The sequence below is a fragment of the Streptomyces sp. NPDC088350 genome (assembly GCF_044753545.1).
Lineage (GTDB): Bacteria > Actinomycetota > Actinomycetes > Streptomycetales > Streptomycetaceae > Streptomyces.
Genome location: NZ_JBIVNL010000004.1, coordinates 293,409 through 311,724, shown reverse-complemented (window position 1 = coordinate 311,724; position 18,316 = coordinate 293,409). Strand labels below are relative to the sequence as shown.

At 68.9% G+C, this 18,316-nt stretch carries 14 protein-coding genes and 1 pseudogene; 4 read left to right on the top strand and 11 right to left on the bottom strand.

Annotated elements, in window-relative coordinates; all coding sequences use genetic code 11:
* The 3 genes and pseudogenes from ACIQBL_RS15295 to ACIQBL_RS15285 all read left to right on the top strand — a co-directional run.
* Positions 1-522: pseudogene (locus tag ACIQBL_RS15295) on the top strand (hypothetical protein); the annotation flags it as partial.
* Positions 523-692: 170 nt separating this feature from the next.
* Positions 693-836 (top strand): hypothetical protein, encoded by a 144-nt coding sequence (locus ACIQBL_RS15290; protein ID WP_401941363.1) that lies wholly within the window; start codon positions 693-695, stop codon positions 834-836.
* Positions 837-1,087: 251 nt separating this feature from the next.
* Positions 1,088-1,783, top strand: coding sequence for a DUF899 domain-containing protein (locus ACIQBL_RS15285; protein ID WP_401941360.1), 696 nt, complete (start codon positions 1,088-1,090; stop codon positions 1,781-1,783).
* A gap of 9 nt (positions 1,784-1,792) precedes the next feature.
* On the opposite strand, the gene ACIQBL_RS15280 is transcribed toward ACIQBL_RS15285, so the two are convergent.
* From ACIQBL_RS15280 to ACIQBL_RS15230, 11 genes are all read right to left on the bottom strand, one after another.
* Complete coding sequence (locus ACIQBL_RS15280; protein ID WP_401941357.1) at positions 1,793-3,760, bottom strand: TIGR03960 family B12-binding radical SAM protein; 1,968 nt, start codon at positions 3,758-3,760, stop codon at positions 1,793-1,795.
* A gap of 79 nt (positions 3,761-3,839) precedes the next feature.
* A complete protein-coding gene (locus ACIQBL_RS15275) occupies positions 3,840-5,351 on the bottom strand; it encodes a CHAD domain-containing protein (RefSeq protein ID WP_401941356.1) in 1,512 nt (503 codons plus the stop codon).
* Positions 5,352-5,439: 88 nt separating this feature from the next.
* Positions 5,440-6,636 carry a rod shape-determining protein RodA gene (rodA, locus tag ACIQBL_RS15270; RefSeq protein WP_401941353.1) on the bottom strand — a complete coding sequence of 399 codons (1,197 nt, stop codon included), beginning with the start codon at positions 6,634-6,636 and terminating at the stop codon, positions 5,440-5,442.
* Positions 6,633-8,897 (bottom strand): penicillin-binding protein 2, encoded by a 2,265-nt coding sequence (mrdA, locus tag ACIQBL_RS15265; RefSeq protein WP_401941351.1) that lies wholly within the window; start codon positions 8,895-8,897, stop codon positions 6,633-6,635. Before mrdA ends, rodA begins: the two co-directional genes overlap by 4 nt.
* 79 nt (positions 8,898-8,976) lie before the next feature.
* Positions 8,977-9,645, bottom strand: coding sequence for a rod shape-determining protein MreD (mreD, locus tag ACIQBL_RS15260; protein WP_401941348.1), 669 nt, complete (start codon positions 9,643-9,645; stop codon positions 8,977-8,979).
* Between the two features lie 21 nt (positions 9,646-9,666).
* Positions 9,667-10,599, bottom strand: a complete 933-nt coding sequence (gene mreC, locus ACIQBL_RS15255) for a rod shape-determining protein MreC (protein ID WP_401941346.1) — start codon at positions 10,597-10,599, stop codon at positions 9,667-9,669.
* Positions 10,600-10,768: 169 nt separating this feature from the next.
* Positions 10,769-11,788, bottom strand: a complete 1,020-nt coding sequence (locus ACIQBL_RS15250) for a rod shape-determining protein (protein ID WP_019063224.1) — start codon at positions 11,786-11,788, stop codon at positions 10,769-10,771.
* A 276-nt stretch (positions 11,789-12,064) separates the two neighbouring features.
* The gene (gene ndk, locus ACIQBL_RS15245; RefSeq protein ID WP_399391562.1) at positions 12,065-12,478 is read right to left on the bottom strand and encodes a nucleoside-diphosphate kinase; all 414 of its coding nucleotides are present in this window, start codon (positions 12,476-12,478) and stop codon (positions 12,065-12,067) included.
* Between the two features lie 100 nt (positions 12,479-12,578).
* Positions 12,579-12,944, bottom strand: a complete 366-nt coding sequence (locus ACIQBL_RS15240) for a DUF4233 domain-containing protein (RefSeq protein ID WP_401941344.1) — start codon at positions 12,942-12,944, stop codon at positions 12,579-12,581.
* A 6-nt stretch (positions 12,945-12,950) separates the two neighbouring features.
* Positions 12,951-14,438, bottom strand: coding sequence for a bifunctional folylpolyglutamate synthase/dihydrofolate synthase (locus ACIQBL_RS15235; RefSeq protein WP_401941342.1), 1,488 nt, complete (start codon positions 14,436-14,438; stop codon positions 12,951-12,953).
* A gap of 107 nt (positions 14,439-14,545) precedes the next feature.
* Positions 14,546-17,170, bottom strand: a complete 2,625-nt coding sequence (locus ACIQBL_RS15230) for a valine--tRNA ligase (RefSeq protein WP_401941340.1) — start codon at positions 17,168-17,170, stop codon at positions 14,546-14,548.
* Positions 17,171-17,305: 135 nt separating this feature from the next.
* Here ACIQBL_RS15230 and ACIQBL_RS15225 point away from each other — a divergent pair, with 135 nt between their 5' ends.
* Positions 17,306-18,304, top strand: coding sequence for a hypothetical protein (locus ACIQBL_RS15225; protein ID WP_401941338.1), 999 nt, complete (start codon positions 17,306-17,308; stop codon positions 18,302-18,304).
* The last annotated feature ends 12 nt before the right edge of the window (positions 18,305-18,316 follow it).

Here is an 18,316-nt window from a genome sequence, read left to right as displayed (position 1 = left end):
CCCACCGGACCCACCGGACCGACCGGCGCCACGGGCACGCCCGGCACCAACGGCCAGACCGGACCCACCGGACCCACGGGCGCGACGGGAGCCACCGGTGCGACCGGGCCGTGCTCCGACATCGACGCCGACCAGGACTCGAACGACTTCGAGCTGCGAGTCGCGCTGACCGGCGGAATCACCTACGCGGGCATCCACGACCTCAGGGGCAACACCCCCCGCAACTTCCTCTGGACCGACCTCAGCACCCACCCCGGCTACCCGGCGGGAGGCCTGGACACCGGCGGACACAACGTCGGCTTCGTCTGCGGGGTCTCCATCAACGGGCACAGCTCCAACGCGGGGCAACCCATCAAGTTCGACGTCATGACGACGACGGGCCAGGTGTGGGAGACCACGTGCGTGGAGGTCAACAGCACCAACCCCGCCACCCTGAACTGCAACGACAGCCTGGGCGCCCCCAACCTCTGGACCAAGGTGACCCTGCAACCGTCCCCGGCAGTCACCAACAGCGGGACATGACCGCCCCCGCGGCACACGGCAACCACACGTGAACCACGCGTGAGAAGGGGCGCCCGGAGATCCGCCGACAGACCTCCGGGCACCCCTCACACCAGCCGCGGCGACAAGGTCGGCCTGCGCCGATCCCGGTCGATCTCCATTTGAGGAACGTCCAGAGTTCCGGGTGCTCGGTGGCCGCCATCGACATCCGCACCCGCCCCGCGTCCGCGTCCACGGCGATCACCTCGGCGCTGATCCTCTGCCCGACCACGGCAACGTCGGTGAGCCTCCGGAGCCAGGAACCGTCCAACGGCCCCACCACCCCCAGCGGTTGAGCCGCGAAGCCATCCAGGACCACCGAGATCCCAGACCGAGAGACGGCCGCGACCGTCCCCTGACAAAGGTCACCCACCTGAATCGCCGCCAGGAACCTCGTGACAGCCTGCTCGCCGGACGCTTCCCCCATGCCACCCAGCTCCCACCTCGAGATGCCGGCCCATGCCGACTCCGGCCGATGAGTTCCGCAACCCGGCGAGGTCTACCCCCGTACAAGGCACAGCCACGCACACAAACTCTGTGAGGAACCATGACCGCCGACGCACTGCCACCCGTCGTGGACGCCGCGACGTGGGAGCACCGACTCGAAACCCTCCGCGCCCGCGAGAAGGCCGCGACACGGGAACTCGACGCCATCGCCGCCGAGCGTCGTCGTCTGCCGATGGTCGAGATGCCCGACTACACCCTCGACGGCGAGGACGGCCCCCTTCGGCTGGCGGAGATCTTCGAGGGCAAGCGGCAGCTGATCGTCTACAACCACATGTGGTTCGCCGGCAAGGAATGGCAGTGCCCGGGCTGCACCGGGTTCACCTCGCAGTACACCCGCCTGGACTTCCTGGACAACTACGACGCACGCTTCGTCGTCGTCACCCAGGGCCCGATCGACGAGGCCCTCGCCTACAAGCACCGGGTGGGCAACCGGATGCCGTGGTACTCGACCGCGAACAGCCCCTTCGGCACCGACGTCGGCGCACCGCCCGACGGAGGATTCGCGGTCAACGTCTTCCTCCGCGACGGCGACACCGTCTACCGCACCTGGCACACCAACGGCCGGGGCACCGAACAACTCAGCCACAGCTTCGCCCTGATCGACCTCCTGCCCTACGGCCGCCAGGAGGAGTGGCAGGACTCACCGGAGAACTGGCCCCAGTCGCCCACCTACAGCCGGTGGGCGACCTCCAAGGACATCGCCACGCTCTACGGCCCCTCGGACCCCGTCAGCTGAGCGACGCCCTCAGTGCGTGTGCCCGCCGGTCGCCGCACCCTTGACCGTCAGGGGCAAAAGCTTCTTACCGGTCGGACCGATCTGAATGTCCAGGCCGAGTTGAGGACACACCCCGCAGTCGAAGCAAGGCGTCCACCGGCAGTCCTCGACCTCCGTCTCGTCGAGGGCGTCCTGCCAGTCCTCCCAGAGCCAGTCCTTGTCGAGGCCGGAGTCGAGGTGGTCCCAGGGCAGGACCTCCTCGTAGGTCTTCTCACGGGTGGTGTACCAGTCGACGTCGACGCCGAAGGCGGGCAGGGTCTTCTCGGCGCAGCGCATCCAGCGGTCGTAGGAGAAGTGCTCGCGCCAGCCGTCGAAGCGGCCGCCGTCCTCGTAGACCGCGCGGATGACCGCGCCGATGCGGCGGTCGCCGCGTGAGAGCAGGCCCTCCACGATGCCGGGCTTGCCGTCGTGGTAGCGGAAGCCGATCGAGCGGCCGTACTTCTTGTCGCCGCGGATCTTGTCGCGGAGTTTGCCGAGGCGGGCGTCCGTCTCCTCGGCGGAGAGCTGCGGTGCCCACTGGAAGGGGGTGTGGGGCTTGGGGACGAAGCCGCCGATCGAGACCGTGCAGCGGATGTCGTTCTGGCCGGAGACCTTGCGGCCCTCGGCGATCACGTTCATCGCCATGTCGGCGATCTGGAGGACGTCCTCGTCGGTCTCGGTCGGCAGGCCGCACATGAAGTACAGCTTGACCTGGCGCCAGCCGTTGCCGTACGCCGTCGAGACCGTGCGGATGAGGTCTTCCTCCGACACCATCTTGTTGATGACCTTGCGGAGGCGTTCCGAGCCGCCCTCGGGCGCGAAGGTGAGGCCCGAGCGCCGGCCGTTCCTGGTCAGCTCGTTCGCCAGGTCCACGTTGAACGCGTCCACGCGGGTCGACGGGAGGGACAGGCCGATCTTGTCCTCCTCGTACCGGTCCGCCAGGCCCTTCGCGATGTCGCCGATCTCCGAGTGGTCCGCCGAGGACAGGGACAGGAGGCCGACCTCCTCGAAGCCCGTCGCCTTCAGGCCCTTCTCGACCATCTCGCCGATGCCCGTGATCGACCGCTCCCGCACCGGGCGCGTGATCATGCCCGCCTGGCAGAAACGGCAGCCGCGCGTGCAGCCGCGGAAGATCTCGACCGACATGCGCTCATGGACCGTCTCGGCCAGCGGCACCAACGGCTGCTTCGGGTACGGCCACTCGTCCAGGTCCATGACCGTGTGCTTCGACACCCGCCACGGGACGCCCGACTTGTTGGGGACCACGCGCGCGATACGGGCGTCCGGCAGGTACTCCACGTCGTAGAACGCGGGGATGTAGACCGAACCCGTCTTCGCCAGGCGGAAGAGGACCTCCTCGCGCCCGCCGGGACGGCCCTCCGCCTTCCAGCCGCGGACGATCTTCGTCAAGTCGAGGACGGCCTGTTCGCCGTCGCCGATGATCACGGCGTCCACGAAGTCCGCGATCGGCTCGGGGTTGAAGGCCGCGTGGCCGCCCGCCAGCACGATCGGGTCGTCGAGCGTCCGGTCCTTCGACTCCAGCGGGATGCCCGCCAGGTCCAGGGCCGTCAGCATGTTCGTGTAGCCGAGTTCGGTGGAGAAGCTCAGGCCGAAGACGTCGAAGGCGCCCACCGGGCGGTGGCTGTCGACCGTGAACTGCGGGACGCGGTGCTCCCGCATCAGCGCCTCCAGGTCCGGCCACACGCTGTACGTGCGCTCGGCGAGGACGCCCTCCTGCTCGTTCAGGACCTCGTAGAGGATCATGACGCCCTGGTTGGGGAGTCCCACCTCGTAGGCGTCCGGGTACATCAGCGCCCAGCGGACGTCGCACGACTCCCACGGCTTGACGGTGGAGTTGAGCTCGCCGCCGACGTACTGGATCGGCTTCTGCACATGCGGGAGCAGGGCTTCGAGCTGCGGAAACACGGACTCTGCGGCCGCAGCGACTTCGGCAGGCATCTCGCGAACCTTCGTGAGCGGGACTGAACGGACGGGTGACCATCCAGACTAACGCGATCCCGGACCTCCCCCGTACGCCTCAGACGGGCTCCCCGGACCCGATCTCCTCCCACACCCCCGGCAACGCCGCCTCCACCCCCGCCGCCCGCTGCTCCTCCCGCCCGTACAGCACCCCGTACGTGAACGAGCTCTCCCCCGCCGCGTGTGCCACCGCGGACAGCTCGCGCAGGGTCTCGCGGACCATGACGCTGTCCTGGTGCTCGCCGAGCAGGCCGGTCAGGGACTTCATGGACCTGGCCAGGGCGCGGGCCGAAGTACCGAGAGCCGGAGTGGCCGCCTCCGCCGCGTACCGGGTGCGCTTGGCCTTCTTGCGGGCCTCGTGCAGGGCGAGGTCGCGGTCCGGACCGGGGGGAGCCCCGATCGCCTCCTCCACGAGTGCGGAGACCTTGCCGAAGTCCTTGCCTACGGCCTTGCCGATCACCTTCTCCGGCTTGCCGGCCGCGTCCGGCAGCAGCGGCGGCTCGGCGACCAGCGCGTCCAGGGTGTCGAGCAGCGCGAGATACCGCTTGGAGTCCAGGACGCCGATGAGTCGTCGGCGCGAGCCGCCGCGGCGGGCGTTCGCCCAGGTGCGCATCCGGGTGCGGACCGGGCCGGAGACCAGGGTGCGGGGCAGTTCGGCGAGGACCGCCGTCAGACGTTCGGTCATCACCTCGCGGTCCCGGTCCACGCCCAACTCGCTTGCCAGCCACTTCAGTTCCTCACCGACCGGATCGGTGACCGTGCGGTCGAGCACCTTGCCGTACGAGCGGAAGGTGCTGCGCAGCCGCCGGGTGGCGACTCTCATGCGGTGCACGGAGTCATACGCGTCCTGCCGTACCGCCGGGTCGAGTTCGAGGATCGCGTCGCGCTGGTCGCGGACGTAGGCGAGGACGTGGTCGCCGGCGGTCACCGGCTCCCCGTACACCGGCGGTACCTTGCGCTTCTTCGGCTTCTTCGGAGCGGTCTCCGCCAGCGCACGCGCCAGCTTCGACGCGGACGACGACGGTCGTACGCCTGCCTTGCGCAACCGTTTCTCCACCTTGTCGAGGAAGGCGGGGTCGCCGTCGTCGGCCAGCTCCACCTCGATCTCGGTCCACTGGGCGGTGCCGCCGCCGTCGCTGAGCCGTTCCGCGTGTACGGCGTCCACGCTGACCTCGGCGAGCAGCGCGCCGTCCGCGTCCACGAGGTGGCGTACGTCCCGGTCGGAGCGGAGCCGGACCACAGGGAGCAGCTCGGCCTCGCGGACCCGGGAGCGGACCAGGCCGGCGAGGCTGCGCGGCACGGCGTCGGAGAGCGGTTCCCGGATCTCGTCGCGGACGCCGGGCGCGACCGGCACCTTCAGGTGCCAGCCCGCGTCCGAACCGCCGGTGCGGCGGCGCAGCGTCATCGAGGCCCTGGCCAGGCGTTCGTCGGCCGTGTCGTAGTAGACCGCGTCCAGGTTCGCGACGCCCTTGTCGATGACGGTCCCGACCCCTGCGACGCCGGTCAGGTCGGGCAGACCGCTCTCGTCGGACTCGTACTTACGCTCGATCTCGCGCTTTGTGTCCGCCATGAACTGAATCTAGTTGCTGACGAGCCGGGATGGCAGAGGGCGTCCCAAATGAACCCCGGGGAAACCTGGGCGAACCCGCAGGTAACGATTACGCGGACATGGGGCGCTGGACCCGGATCGACTGGAGCAGACCCACCGCGATCCAGATCGCGAACATCGACGTTCCGCCGTAGGACACGAAAGGCAGTGGCAGGCCGGTGACCGGCATGATGCCGAGGGTCATGCCGACGTTCTCGAAGGACTGGAAGGCGAACCAGGCGACGATTCCGGCGGCGACGATCGTGCCGTAGAGCTCGGTCGAGTCGCGGGCGATGCGGCAGGCGCGCCACAGGACCACGCCCAGGAGGACGAGGATCAGGCCCGCGCCCACGAAGCCCAGTTCCTCGCCGGCGACCGTGAAGACGAAGTCTGTTTGCTGTTCGGGGACGAACTGCCCGGTCGTCTGGGAGCCGTGGAACAGACCCTCGCCGGTGAGGCCGCCGGAGCCGATCGCGATGCGGGCCTGGTTGGTGTTGTAGCCGACGCCGGCCGGGTCGAGGCTCGGGTTGGCGAAGGCGGCGAAGCGGGCGATCTGGTACTCGTCCAGGAAGTGCAGCTGCCACACGGCGATCGCGCCCAGCGTGCCCGCGCCCAGCAGGCCGAAGACCCAGCGGTTGGAGGCGCCGGAGGCCAGCAGTACGCCGAGCACGATGATGACCATGACCATGACGGACCCGAGGTCGGGCATCAGCATGACGATCATCATCGGGACGGAGGCCAGGCCCAGGGACTGGAGGACCGTGCGGTGGTCGGGGTAGGGCTTGTCGCCCGCGTCGACCCGGGCGGCCAGCACCATCGCCATGCCCAGGATGATCGTGATCTTCACGAACTCCGAGGGCTGGAGCGAGAAGCCGCCGCCGAGCACGATCCAGGAGTGCGCGCCGTTGACCGTGGAGCCGAGCGGGGTGAGCACCAGCAGGATGCCGAACACCGAGGCGCCGTACAGGAAGGGGACGACGACGCGCAGGGTGCGGTGGCCGAGCCAGATCACGGCGATCATCAGGGCGATGCCGATGCCGGTGTTCATGAGGTGCCGGATCAGGAAGTAGTACTGGTCGCCCTGGTTGATCTCGGTGCGGTTGCGGGTCGCCGAGAAGACCAGCAGCGAGCCGATCAGGGACAGGCCGACCGCCGAGAGCAGTATCGGCCAGTCAAGGCGCCGGGCCAGCGAGTCACGGGCGAGGACCCGGGTCCAGCCGGCCCGCTCGGGGCCGTATCCGGAGACGGAGAAGCTGTTGCCGGTCATGTGAGCATCCTCCGGCTTCCCCTTCTGCGCGGGCGCCTACGGGTGTTGCTGTTGGTGGGGTTCGGGGTGGGCGAGGTGGCGGGCTGCTGGGTGCCGTCCGCGGCCGTGACGCCGCCCTGGGTCGCCTGTTCCTGCTGCTTCTCCAGCTCCTTGGCCGGGTCGGCGGTGATCTTCGGGGAGGCGATCGTGCCGTCGGCGCGGACCTTCGGGAGGCTCGTCTGCGGGGTGGGCAGCAGCGCCTTCTTCTTGTCGACGGAGCCGTCGGCCTGGACGCCGTACATCGCGTTGTAGATGTTGCGCACGGCCTCACCGGAGGCGCCCGAACCCGTACCGGCCTGGGCGATCGTCATGACGACCGTGTAGTCCTTGGTGTACGTCGCGAACCACGAGGTGGTCTGCTTGCCGTAGACCTCGGCGGTACCCGTCTTGGCGTGCAGCTCGATCTTGTCCTGCGGCCAGCCCTGGAACTTCCAGGCAGCGGTACCGCTGGTGACCACGCCCGCGAGCGCCTTGTCGATGCCCTTGTGCGTGGCCGCGCTGATCGGCAGCTTGGCCTTCACCTTCGGCTTGATCTCCGTGACGGTCTTGCCGTCGGCGCTGACGATCGCCTTGCCGATGGTCGGGACGTACTCGGTGCCGCCGTTGGCGAGGGCGCCGTAGATCATGGCCTCCTGGATCGGGGTGACGAGGGTGTCGCCCTGGCCGATGGAGTAGTTGATCGAGTCGCCCTCACGCATCTTGTTGCCTTCGAGGCAGTTCTCGTAGGCGATCTGCTGGACGTACGTGCCGCCCTTCTTGCCGGTCTTGCACCAGTAGGCCTTGTTGGCCTCGTAGGTCTGCTGCTTCCACTTGCGGTCCGGGACGCGCCCGGTGACCTCGTTCGGGAGGTCCACGCCGGTGGTCTTGCCGAGGCCGAACTGGTGGGCCGCCTTGTAGAAGTAGTCCTTCGGCTCGCCCTTCTTCGGGTTGATGCCGCCGTCCTTCTTCCACTGCGCGTCCGCGAGACCGTAGAAGACGGTGTCGCAGGAGACCTCCAGCGCGCGGCCCAGCGAGATGGGGCCGAAGTTCTCGCCCTCGAAGTTCTTGAAGACCTGGCCGCCCACCGAGTACGAACTCGTGCAGGGGTAGCCGCCGTCCCACGCGTAGCCGGCCTCGACGGCGGCGGCCGTGGAGACCACCTTGAACGTCGAACCGGGCGCCGACTGACCCTGTATGGCCCGGTTCAGCAGCGGGTAGTCGGAGTTCTTGCCGGTGAGCTGCTTGTAGTCCTTGGCGGAGATGCCGCCGACCCAGACGTTCGGGTCGTACGTCGGCGCGGACGCCATCGCGACGATACGGCCGGTCTTGGCCTCCATCACGACCACGGCACCGGAGTCGGCCTTGTAGTTCTCCTGGGTGATCTTGTCGTACTGCTCGCGGGCGGTCTTCATCGCCTTGTCGAGCTGGTACTCGGCGACCCGCTGCACCCGCGCGTCGATGCTGGTGACGAGGTTCGAACCGGGCTGCGGGGCGTCCGACTTGGCCTTGCCGATCACTCGGCCGAGGTTGTCGACCTCGTAGCGGGTGACGCCGGCCTTGCCGCGCAGCTCCTTGTCGTACTCGCGCTCAAGGCCCGAGCGGCCGACCTGGTCGGAGCGCAGATACGGCGAGTCGGAGTCCTTGGCCTGCGTGATCTCGTCGTCGGTGACCGGCGAGAGGTAGCCGAGGACCTGCGCCGCGTTGGCGTCGCCGGGGGCCGCGTAACGCCGTACGGCCTCGGGCTCGGCGGTGATGCCGGGGAAGTCCTCGGCGCGCTCGCGGATCTGGAGAGCCTGCTTGGCGGTGGCCTTGTCGGTGATCGGGATCGGCTGGTACGGCGAGCCGTTCCAGCAGGGCTGCGGGGTCTTCGCGTCGCACAGCCGGACCTTCTGGATGACGTCCTCGGGCTTCAGGCCCAGCACACCGGCCAGCTTGGTGAGGACGGCCTTGCCGTCGTCCGCCTGCTTCAGCAGGTCGGTACGGGAGGCGGAGACCACCAGCCGGGTCTCGTTGTCGGCGAGGGCCACACCGCGCGCGTCCAGTATCGACCCGCGCACCGCGGGCTCGACGACCTGCTGGACGTGGTTGCCGGACGCTTCCTTCTGGTACGCGGCGCCCTCCCGGATCTGGAGGTACCACAGGCGCCCGCCGAGGGTGCCGAGGAGGGAGAGGACGAGGACCTGGATGACGACGAGCCTGATCTGGACCCGTGGAGTCCGTCCGGTCTCCGGGATGTTGGTCATTGGTGCTGCCTCCCCCTCTCGATGTGTGTACGAGTCATATACGACCTACCTGTGCGGCCGTACGCCAACTCCCGCGCCCTCACAGCCGCTTGACCCCCTTGATGCGCCCGGCACGTGCCACCCGCGCGCGTGCCGTCTTCATCCGCAGGCCGCCGCGCTGGCCGCCGATCTTCAGGCCGGTGCCCGAGGAGAGCCAGCCCGAGGAGATGTCGGCCGACTTGGCGGCGTTGGTCTCGGCGAGCGGGTCGTTGTCGGCGCGCCGGGCCAGCGCCATGACGCCGGGGACGACGAACGGGGCGAGCAGCAGGTCGTACAGGGCGGCCGTGAACAGCAGGCTGGGCAGGCCGACATGGCGGGCGGCGGTGTCGCCGACGAGGGCGCCGACTCCCGCGTAGAGGAGGGTGGCGCCGATCGCGGCGGCGACCACGACGGCCATGGGGCCGGTGGCCGACTTGAGGCGGCCGTTCTCCGGCTTCGCCAGGCCCGCGAGGTAGCCGATGACGCAGAGCACGAGGGCGTAGCGGCCGGCCGCGTGGTCGGCGGGCGGGGCGAGGTCGGCGAGGAGGCCCGCGCCGAAGCCGATGAGGGCGCCCGTGACATGGCCGTAGACCATGGCCAGGCCGAGGACCGTGAGGAGCAGCAGGTCGGGGACGGCGCCCGGGAGGTGGAGGCGGGCGAGGACGCTCACCTGGATCACGAGGGCGACGACGACCAGCGGCACGGAGAGCAGGATCCGGTTGACACGCATGGGGCTGAGCTCCTACTGCTGTTACTGGCCGGTGGCCGAAGCGCTCGCGGACGGGGTGACCGTGACGGTCACCGTCGGGGTCGGGATCGGCTTGGACTTCGCGGGCAGGACCGTGTCACGCGGGTCCTTCTTCGGGGCCTCGACCACGACACCGACGATGTCGAGCTTCGTGAAGTTCACGTACGGCGTGACGTAGAGCGTGCGGGTCAGGCCGCCGCCGGAGGGGTCGACGCGGGAGACGACACCGACCGGGACGCCGGGCACGAACGGCTTGTCGGCCTGCGAGCCGAAGGTGACGAGCCGGTCGCCCTTCTGCACCTCGGCCTTGCCGTTGAGGAGTTCGACGCGCAGCGGGCCGTCGCCCTCACCGGAGGCGAAGCCGAGTTCGTCGCTGCTCTCCATCCGGGTGCCGACGGTGAAGTCGGGGTCGTTGGCGAGGAGGACGGTGGAGGCGTCGGGGCCGACGGTCGTGACGCGCCCGACCAGCCCGTCGCCGTTGAGGACGGTCATGTCGCGCTTGATGCCGTCGTTGGCGCCGACGTCGATGGTGATCGTCCAGGAGAAGCTCTGCGCGGCTCCTATCGCGATGACCTGGGCGCCCTTGATGCCGTACTGGCCCTCGCCGGCCACCTTCAGCATCTTGTCCAGCTGGTTCAGGCGGCTGCGGTTGCGGTCGTCGCTGCCGAGCTTCGCCTTGAGGGCCGCGTTCTCCTTCTCCAGGAGCGCGAGCCGGTCGTGCCGCTCACCGGAGTCGCGGACCGCGGAGATCGCGTCGCCGACCGGGTTGACGGCGGACGACACGCCGTTCTCGATCGGGCCGAACACGGTGGCCGCGGCCCGGCGGGCACCCTCGACCGGCGAGTCCTGCCCTCCCCGGATGTCCACCGTGATCAGCGCGAACGCGACGGCGATCAGCAGCACCAGGAGCAGCCGGCTCTCTCGTGTGTCCCTCACGTGCGGCGGCCGTGCCTTCCTCATAGAAATGTGCGGAGGTTCGGGTATGCAGGTGTGTGTGGAGGCCCGTCGGATGTGAATGAAGGCCTGTGTCGGAGCCTATGCCTCCGTATCAACGATCCGCCGCACGAGAGGAGATCATCCCGTACGGCGGAATCGAAGCGTTACGTCATCTGCGCGGCTGGGCGTCCAGCACCTGCTGGAGCGCCTCGAACTCCTCGACGCACTTGCCGGAGCCGAGCGCCACACTGTCCAGCGGGTCCTCGGCGATGTGGATCGGCATTCCGGTCTCCCGGCGCAGCCGCTCGTCGAGACCCTGCAGCAGGGCTCCGCCGCCGGTCAGAACGATTCCGCGGTCCATGATGTCGCCGGACAGCTCCGGCGGGCACTTGTCGAGGGTCGTCTTCACCGCGTCGACGATCGCGTTGACGGGCTCCTCGATCGCCTTGCGGACTTCGGCGGCCGAGATGACGACTGTTTTCGGAAGGCCGGAGACCAGGTCCCGGCCGCGGATTTCGGTGTGCTGGTCGTCGTCGAGGTCGTACGCGGAACCGATCGTGATCTTGATCTGCTCAGCCGTCCGCTCACCCAGAAGGAGCGAGTACTCCTTCTTGATGTGCTGGATGATCGCGTTGTCCAACTCGTCGCCCGCGACGCGGATGGACTGGGCGGTGACGATGCCACCGAGCGAGATGACCGCGACCTCCGTGGTGCCGCCGCCGATGTCCACCACCATGTTGCCCGTGGCCTCGTGGACGGGCAGGCCGGAGCCGATGGCCGCGGCCATGGGCTCCTCGATGATGTGCACCTGGCGGGCGCCGGCCTGGGACGACGCCTCGATGACGGCACGGCGCTCGACGCCCGTGATGCCCGAGGGCACACAGACGACGACACGGGGACGGGCCAGATAGCGCCGCTTGTGGATCTTCAGGATGAAGTAGCGGAGCATGCGCTCGGTGATCTCGAAGTCGGCGATGACACCGTCCTTCAGCGGACGTACGGCAACGATGTTGCCCGGTGTCCGCCCGATCATCTTCTTGGCTTCGGAGCCGACCGCGAGAATGCCACCGGTGTTGGTGTTGATCGCGACGACGGACGGCTCGTTGAGTACGATCCCGCGACCCCTGACGTACACCAGCGTGTTGGCGGTCCCGAGGTCGACAGCCATGTCACGGCCGATGAACGACATTGAGTTCCCCATCAGGATTCGTCTGGCCTTCCCGGGAGCTTTTGAGGGCTTTTCAGGTCGGCGAAGTGGGTGCTGTGACGTGAAGGCTTCCATCGTAGACGCGCCATCACGAACACTGCGCGAGGGTCTTCGCCATTGTCAGCATGTGAGGCGGCGCCTCGCTTGTGGAGACGGCCCAACGGGGGCACTCGTTCCCCCGATCGGCACGCATATGCCAAGAGACGGCCGGAAAAACGCGGCCGTCCCTGGTCAGGCATGTGGGTTACTGATGGAGATTCAGCCGCGCCCGGGGAAGAAGATCTTCACCTCGCGTTCGGCGGACTCCTCCGAGTCCGAGGCGTGGATCAGGTTCTCCCGGACGATGACCCCGAAGTCCCCGCGGATCGAGCCCGGCGCGGCGGCGATCGGGTCGGTCGGACCGGCCAGCGCGCGCACGCCCTCGATGACCCGCTCGCCCTCGACGATCAGGGCGACGACGGGACCGGAGGCCATGAACTCCACCAGCGGCTCGTAGAAGGGCTTGCCCTTGTGCTCGCCGTAGTGCTGCTCCAGGGTGTCCTGGTCCAGGGTGCGCAGCTCCAGCGCGGTGATCTGCCAGCCGGCCTTGCGCTCGATGCGGCTGATGATCTCGCCGGTCAGGCCACGACGTACGGCGTCGGGCTTGAGCAGGACGAGGGTGCGCTGGGTCACGACGGGGCTCCTTCGGATCATGATGGTGCGGGTCGACTCACGGTCGTGTCACGGTCGTCTCACGACAAGCCCGAGGCTACAGGGCGTGTCCATGCGTCCGTTACGCAGCGTCAGGTGTAATGGGGTCGGCCTGCGCCGCCTGCGCCGCGAACCGCGCCTTCGCCTCGTCGATCTTCCGGCCGTAGTGCACCGACGCCCACCACAGGGCCGCGAAGACCGCCCCGAGGAAGAACATCGACGGCACCACGACGCCCGCCGCGATCAGCGCGATCTGCAGCGCCCAGCCGAGCGCGATGCCGGCCGGCCGGGTCACCGCGCCGCACAGCGCGACCGACAGGAACATGGCGATCCCGCACACCGTCCACACCGTGGACGTGGTCAGATCCGGGTCCTTCATGGCGACCAGACCGGCGAAACCGATCACGAAGAACTCGCCGAGCAGCGTCGAGGAACAGAGCGTACGCACGAAAAGTCAGCCCCTCCCGAGGAGCAGTCGGGCTTCACCGACGGTGATGACGGAACCGGTGACCAGCACACCGCCGCCCGCGAACTCCCCGTCCTCCTCGGCCAGCGTGATCGCGGCCTCCAGCGCGTCCGGCAACCGCGGCTCGACCTGCACCCGCTCGTCGCCGAACACCTCGACGGCGATCCCGGCCAGCTCGTCCACGTCCATCGCGCGATGACTGGAGTTCTGCGTGACGACGACCTCGGCGAACATCGGCTCGAAGGCTTCGAGCAGCCCGCGCACGTTCTTGTCGCCACTGGCCCCCACCACCCCGATCAACCGACTGAAGTCGAAGGCCTCGGCCACGGCCTCGGCGGTGGCACGGGCGCCCGCGGGGTTGTGCGCCGCGTCCAGCACAACGGTCGGCGACCGCCGCACGACCTCCAGCCGCCCCGGCGAGGTGACGGCCGCGAACGCCTTCCGCACCGTGTCGATCGCGAGCGGATCGGGCCGCTGGGCCCCGACACCGAAGAACGCCTCTACGGCGGCGAGGGCGACGGCCGCGTTGTGCGCCTGGTACGGCCCGTGGAGGGGGAGGTAGATCTCCTCGTACTCGCCGCCGAGTCCGCGCAGGTTGATCAGCTGCCCGCCGACGGCGACGTGCCGCGACACGACCCCGAATTCGAGCCCTTCCCGGGCCACGGTCGCATCGACTTCGACGGCCTTCTTCAGCAACACCTGCGCCGCGTCCACCGGCTGCTGCGCCAGGATCACGGTGGCGTCCTGCTTGACGATGCCGGACTTCTCGGTCGCGATCTCACCGGTCGTCCCGCCGAGCCGGTCGGTGTGGTCGAGATCGATGGGCGTGACTACGGCGACATCGGCGTCGATGACGTTGGTGGCGTCCCAGGTCCCGCCCATCCCGACTTCCACCACGGCGACGTCGACGGGCGCGTCCGCGAACGCGGCGTACGCCATCCCGGTCAGCACCTCGAAGAACGACAGCCTGAACTCCTGCTGCGCGTCCACCATTTCGACGTACGGCTTGATGTCGTTGTACGTCTCGATGAACCGCTCGGCGGAGATCGGGGCGCCGTCGAGACTGATGCGCTCGGTGATCGACTGGACGTGCGGGGAGGTGTAGCGGCCGGTGCGGAGTTCGAAGGCGCCGAGGAGGGCCTCGATCATGCGGGCCGTGGACGTCTTGCCGTTCGTGCCGGTGATGTGGATCGCGGGGTACGCGCGCTGGGGGTCTCCCAGGACGTCCATCAGCGCGGTGATACGGCTGACCGACGGCTCCAGCTTCGTCTCGCCCCAGCGGGTGGCCAGCTCCGCCTCGACCTCGCGGAGGGCGGCGTCCAGCTTGGGGTCTTCAGGGCGACCGGGGACGTCGGCCTGCGGCGCGCCGGTGCCCTGGGTGCGGAGGGTGCGGCTGCCGGCCTCGATGACCGCGAGGTCGGGGTCGCGGTCTGTCTCGGCGTCGATGATCTCGTCGAAGGGGTCGCTGTCGGTCACAGGGCCAGTTTAGGGGTGCGCCGAAGGATGGGGGTGGCTGGTCCTGTTTGGCGGGCGCGGGGAACGTTGTGGCTGGTCGCGCAGTTCCCCGCGCCCCTTCAGGGCGCTTAGGCCTGAGGCAGGCTTTCCAGCTGGGCCTTGATGCGGGCGATGTCCTCGTCCGCCTTGGAGAGGCGGCCTCGGATCTTGTCGACCACGTTGTCCGGGGCCTTGGCCAGGAACGCCTCGTTGCCGAGCTTGGCCGTTGCCTGGGCCTTCTCCTTCTCGGCGGCGGCGAGGTCCTTCGCGAGGCGCTTGCGCTCCGCCGCCACGTCGATCGTGCCGGAGAGGTCGAGGGCGACCGTGGCGCCGCCGACCGGGAGGGTGGCCGTCGCCGCGAAGGTGTCGCCCTCGGCCTGGAGGCGGAGGAGCTGGCGGATGGCCGCCTCGTGGGGGGCGAGGGCCGTGCCGGTCAGGGTGAGGCGGGCCGGGACGCGCTGGCCGGGCTGGAGTCCCTGGTCGGCGCGGAAACGGCGGACCTCGGTGATGACCTGCTGGAGGGTCTCGATCTCCTTCTCGGCCGCGTCGTCCCGGAAGCCACTGTCCTTCGGCCAGTCCGCGATGACGATCGACTCGCCGCCCGTGAGGGTTGTCCAGAGAGTCTCCGTGACGAACGGGACGATCGGGTGGAGCAACTTCAGGGTGACGTCGAGGACTTCACCGAGGACGCGCTTCGAGACCTCGGCGGGCTCGCCGCCCGCAATGAACGTCGTCTTGGACAACTCGACGTACCAGTCGAAGACTTCGTCCCAGGCGAAGTGGAACAGCGCGTCGGAGAGCTTCGCGAACTGGTAGTCCTCGTAGAGGGCGTCGACTTCGGCGACGGTGGAGTTGAGGCGGGACAGGATCCAGCGGTCGGTCGCTGACAGGCGTGCGGCGTCCGGGAGTTCGCCCTCGACCGTCGCGCCGTTCATGAGGGCGAAACGGGTCGCGTTCCAGAGCTTGTTGGCGAAGTTGCGGGAGCCCTGGACCCAGTCCTCGCCGATCGGGACGTCGACGCCCGGGTTGGCGCCGCGCGCGAGGGTGAAACGCAGCGCGTCGGAGCCGTACTTGTCCATCCAGTCGAGCGGATTCACCGCGTTCCCGAAGGACTTGGACATCTTCTTGCCGAACTGGTCGCGGACCATGCCGTGCAGGGCGATGGTGTGGAACGGCGGGGTGCCGTCCATCGCGTACAGGCCGAACATCATCATCCGGGCGACCCAGAAGAAGAGGATGTCGTAGCCGGTGACCAGGACGGAGTTCGGGTAGAACTTCGCGAGCGACTCGGTCTGTTCGGGCCAGCCGAGGGTGGAGAAGGGCCACAGGCCGGAGGAGAACCAGGTGTCGAGGACGTCGGTGTCCTGGCGCCAGCCCTCACCGGTCGGCGGCTCGTCGTCGGGTCCGACGCAGACGACCTCGCCCTCCGGGCCGTACCAGACCGGGATGCGGTGGCCCCACCACAACTGCCGTGAGATGCACCAGTCGTGGAGGTTGTCGACCCAGTCGAAGTACCGCTTCTCCATCTCCTGGGGGTGGATCTTGACCCGGCCGTCGCGGACCGCGTCGCCGGCCGCCTTCGCGAGCGGGCCGACCTTGACCCACCACTGCATCGAAAGGCGCGGCTCGATGGTCGTCTTGCAGCGTGAGCAGTGGCCGACGGAGTGGACGTACGGCCGCTTCTCGGCGACGATCCGGCCCTCGGCACGCAGCGCGGCGACGATCGCCGAGCGGGCTTCGAGGCGGTCCTGGCCCTGGAAGGGGCCGGGGACGGTGATGACGGCGTGCTCGTCCATGACCGTGATGGCCGGGAGGTCGTGCCGCTGGCCGATCTCGAAGTCGTTCGGGTCGTGGGCCGGGGTGACCTTGACGGCACCCGTGCCGAACTCGGGGTCGACGTGCTCGTCCGCGACGACCGGGATGGAACGGTCCGTCAGCGGCAGCTTGATGAGCTTGCCGACGAGGTGCTTGTACCGCTCGTCCGACGGGTGAACGGCCACGGCCGTGTCACCGAGCATGGTCTCGGCGCGGGTCGTGGCGACGACGATGGTCTCGTCGCCGTCGCCGTACTTCATGGAGACGAGCTCGCCGTCGTCGTCCTGGTACTCGACCTCGATGTCCGAGATCGCGGTGAGACAGCGCGGGCACCAGTTGATGATGCGCTCGGCGCGGTAGATCAACTCATCGTCGTAGAGCCGCTTGAAGATGGTCTGGACGGCCTGGGAGAGGCCCTCGTCCATGGTGAAGCGCTCGCGCGACCAGGCGACGCCGTCGCCGAGGCGGCGCATCTGTCCGGAGATCTGCCCTCCGGACTCGCCCTTCCACTGCCAGACCCGGTCGACGAAGGCCTCCCGGCCCAGGTCGTGGCGGGACTTGCCCTCCTTGCCCAGCTCGCGCTCGACGACGTTCTGCGTGGCGATGCCGGCGTGGTCCATGCCGGGCTGCCACAGCGTCTCGAAGCCCTGCATGCGCTTACGGCGCGTGAGGGCGTCGATGAGCGTGTGCTCGAAGGCGTGCCCCAGGTGGAGCGAACCCGTGACGTTCGGCGGCGGGATGACGATCGTGTACGGCGGCTTCTCGCTCTTCGCGTCCGCCTCGAAGTAACCCCGCTCCACCCAGCGCTCGTACAGCGGCCCCTCTACATCGGCCGGCGCGTACTGGGTCGGCAGTTCGGAGTCGGGCGCTGGTGGCTGCTGCTGAGCGTTCTCGGTCACGGGGCCAGTTTAGGGGTGTCGCGGGGGTGTCCCGAAACGCCTTTGTTCTGTAACGGTGCGCCCCCCGACGCCATGCGTTCCCTGTGGCTCCGCCAGGATGTCAGGAACACATAAGCATCTGGAGGGGAACCCAGAATGAGCTACAACCAGCCGGGCCCGTACGGCGGGCAGCCTCAGCAGCCCGGACCGTACGGTCAGCCGGGTCCCTACGGGCCGCCTCCGCAGCAGGCGCCGCAGGGCGCCCCCCAGCCCGGCTACGGCTACCCCCAACAGGCACCCCCCGCCCAGCCGGGCTACGGCTACCCGCAGCAGCCCCCGCAACAGCCGAACCCCTACGGCCAGCCGCAGCCGCCGTACGGGCAGCAGCAGCTGCCCTACGGCCAACCTCCTTACGGGCAGCCCCCGTACGGCGTTCCGCAGCCCCCGGCACCCGGGGGGAAGAAGAAGACCGGGCTCATCATCGGCGCGGTGGCTGTCGTGGCGGCCATCGGTGTGGGCGTGTACTTCGTCATCGGCGGCACCGGGTCGTCCGGCCTCGCGGACGACGGTCCGCACAAGCTGACGACGCCGGCGAAGGTGCTCGGCGACTACAGCCGGGCGACCAAAGACGGCGACACCAGCGACAGCGGCTCCTCGACCGTGAAGGACCTGGAGAAGAGCGGCGTCAAGAACGGCACCGCCGTCTTCGGCGCCTACACGACGGCCGACCTGAGCGGCTACAACCCGAGCGACCCCTCCACCGCGCCCAGCCAGACGGAACTCCTCACGGCCAAGGGCATCTCACTCATCGGCGCCTACGGCAAGATCGCCGATCCCAAGAAGGCCCTGGACGCCTTCTTCGCGGACATCCAGAAGGACGTCAACCAGAGCGGCTCCTCCAGCAGCTCGTCGGGCGGCAGCAAGCTGGTCGGGGACCCCGAGTCGGTCGACGTCGACGGCGCGGTCATGAAGTGCCAGGCGGCCAAGGGCACCAACCAGGTGACCAAGAAGACGCAGACCGACTGGTTCTGCGTCTGGGCCGACTACAGCACCATCGCGATGGTGTCCCCCGGTGACAACACGGCCGATGTATCGAAGGACACCGCCGTCGCCATGACTACCAAGCTGCGTAAGGAAGTTCGGGTGAAGAGCTAGCCCCGGGCCCCC

Bases quoted from the DNA above. Each gene is read 5' to 3' on its own strand.
- ACIQBL_RS15285 (WP_401941360.1), top strand. From the start codon at position 1,088: ATGACCGCCGACGCACTGCCACCCGTCGTGGACGCCGCGACGTGGGAG.
- ACIQBL_RS15280 (WP_401941357.1), bottom strand. From the start codon at position 3,760: ATGCCTGCCGAAGTCGCTGCGGCCGCAGAGTCCGTGTTTCCGCAGCTC.
- ACIQBL_RS15275 (WP_401941356.1), bottom strand. From the start codon at position 5,351: ATGGCGGACACAAAGCGCGAGATCGAGCGTAAGTACGAGTCCGACGAG.
- rodA (WP_401941353.1), bottom strand. From the start codon at position 6,636: ATGACCGGCAACAGCTTCTCCGTCTCCGGATACGGCCCCGAGCGGGCC.
- mrdA (WP_401941351.1), bottom strand. From the start codon at position 8,897: ATGACCAACATCCCGGAGACCGGACGGACTCCACGGGTCCAGATCAGG.
- mreD (WP_401941348.1), bottom strand. From the start codon at position 9,645: ATGCGTGTCAACCGGATCCTGCTCTCCGTGCCGCTGGTCGTCGTCGCC.
- ACIQBL_RS15250 (WP_019063224.1), bottom strand. From the start codon at position 11,788: ATGTCGTTCATCGGCCGTGACATGGCTGTCGACCTCGGGACCGCCAAC.
- ACIQBL_RS15225 (WP_401941338.1), top strand. From the start codon at position 17,306: ATGAGCTACAACCAGCCGGGCCCGTACGGCGGGCAGCCTCAGCAGCCC.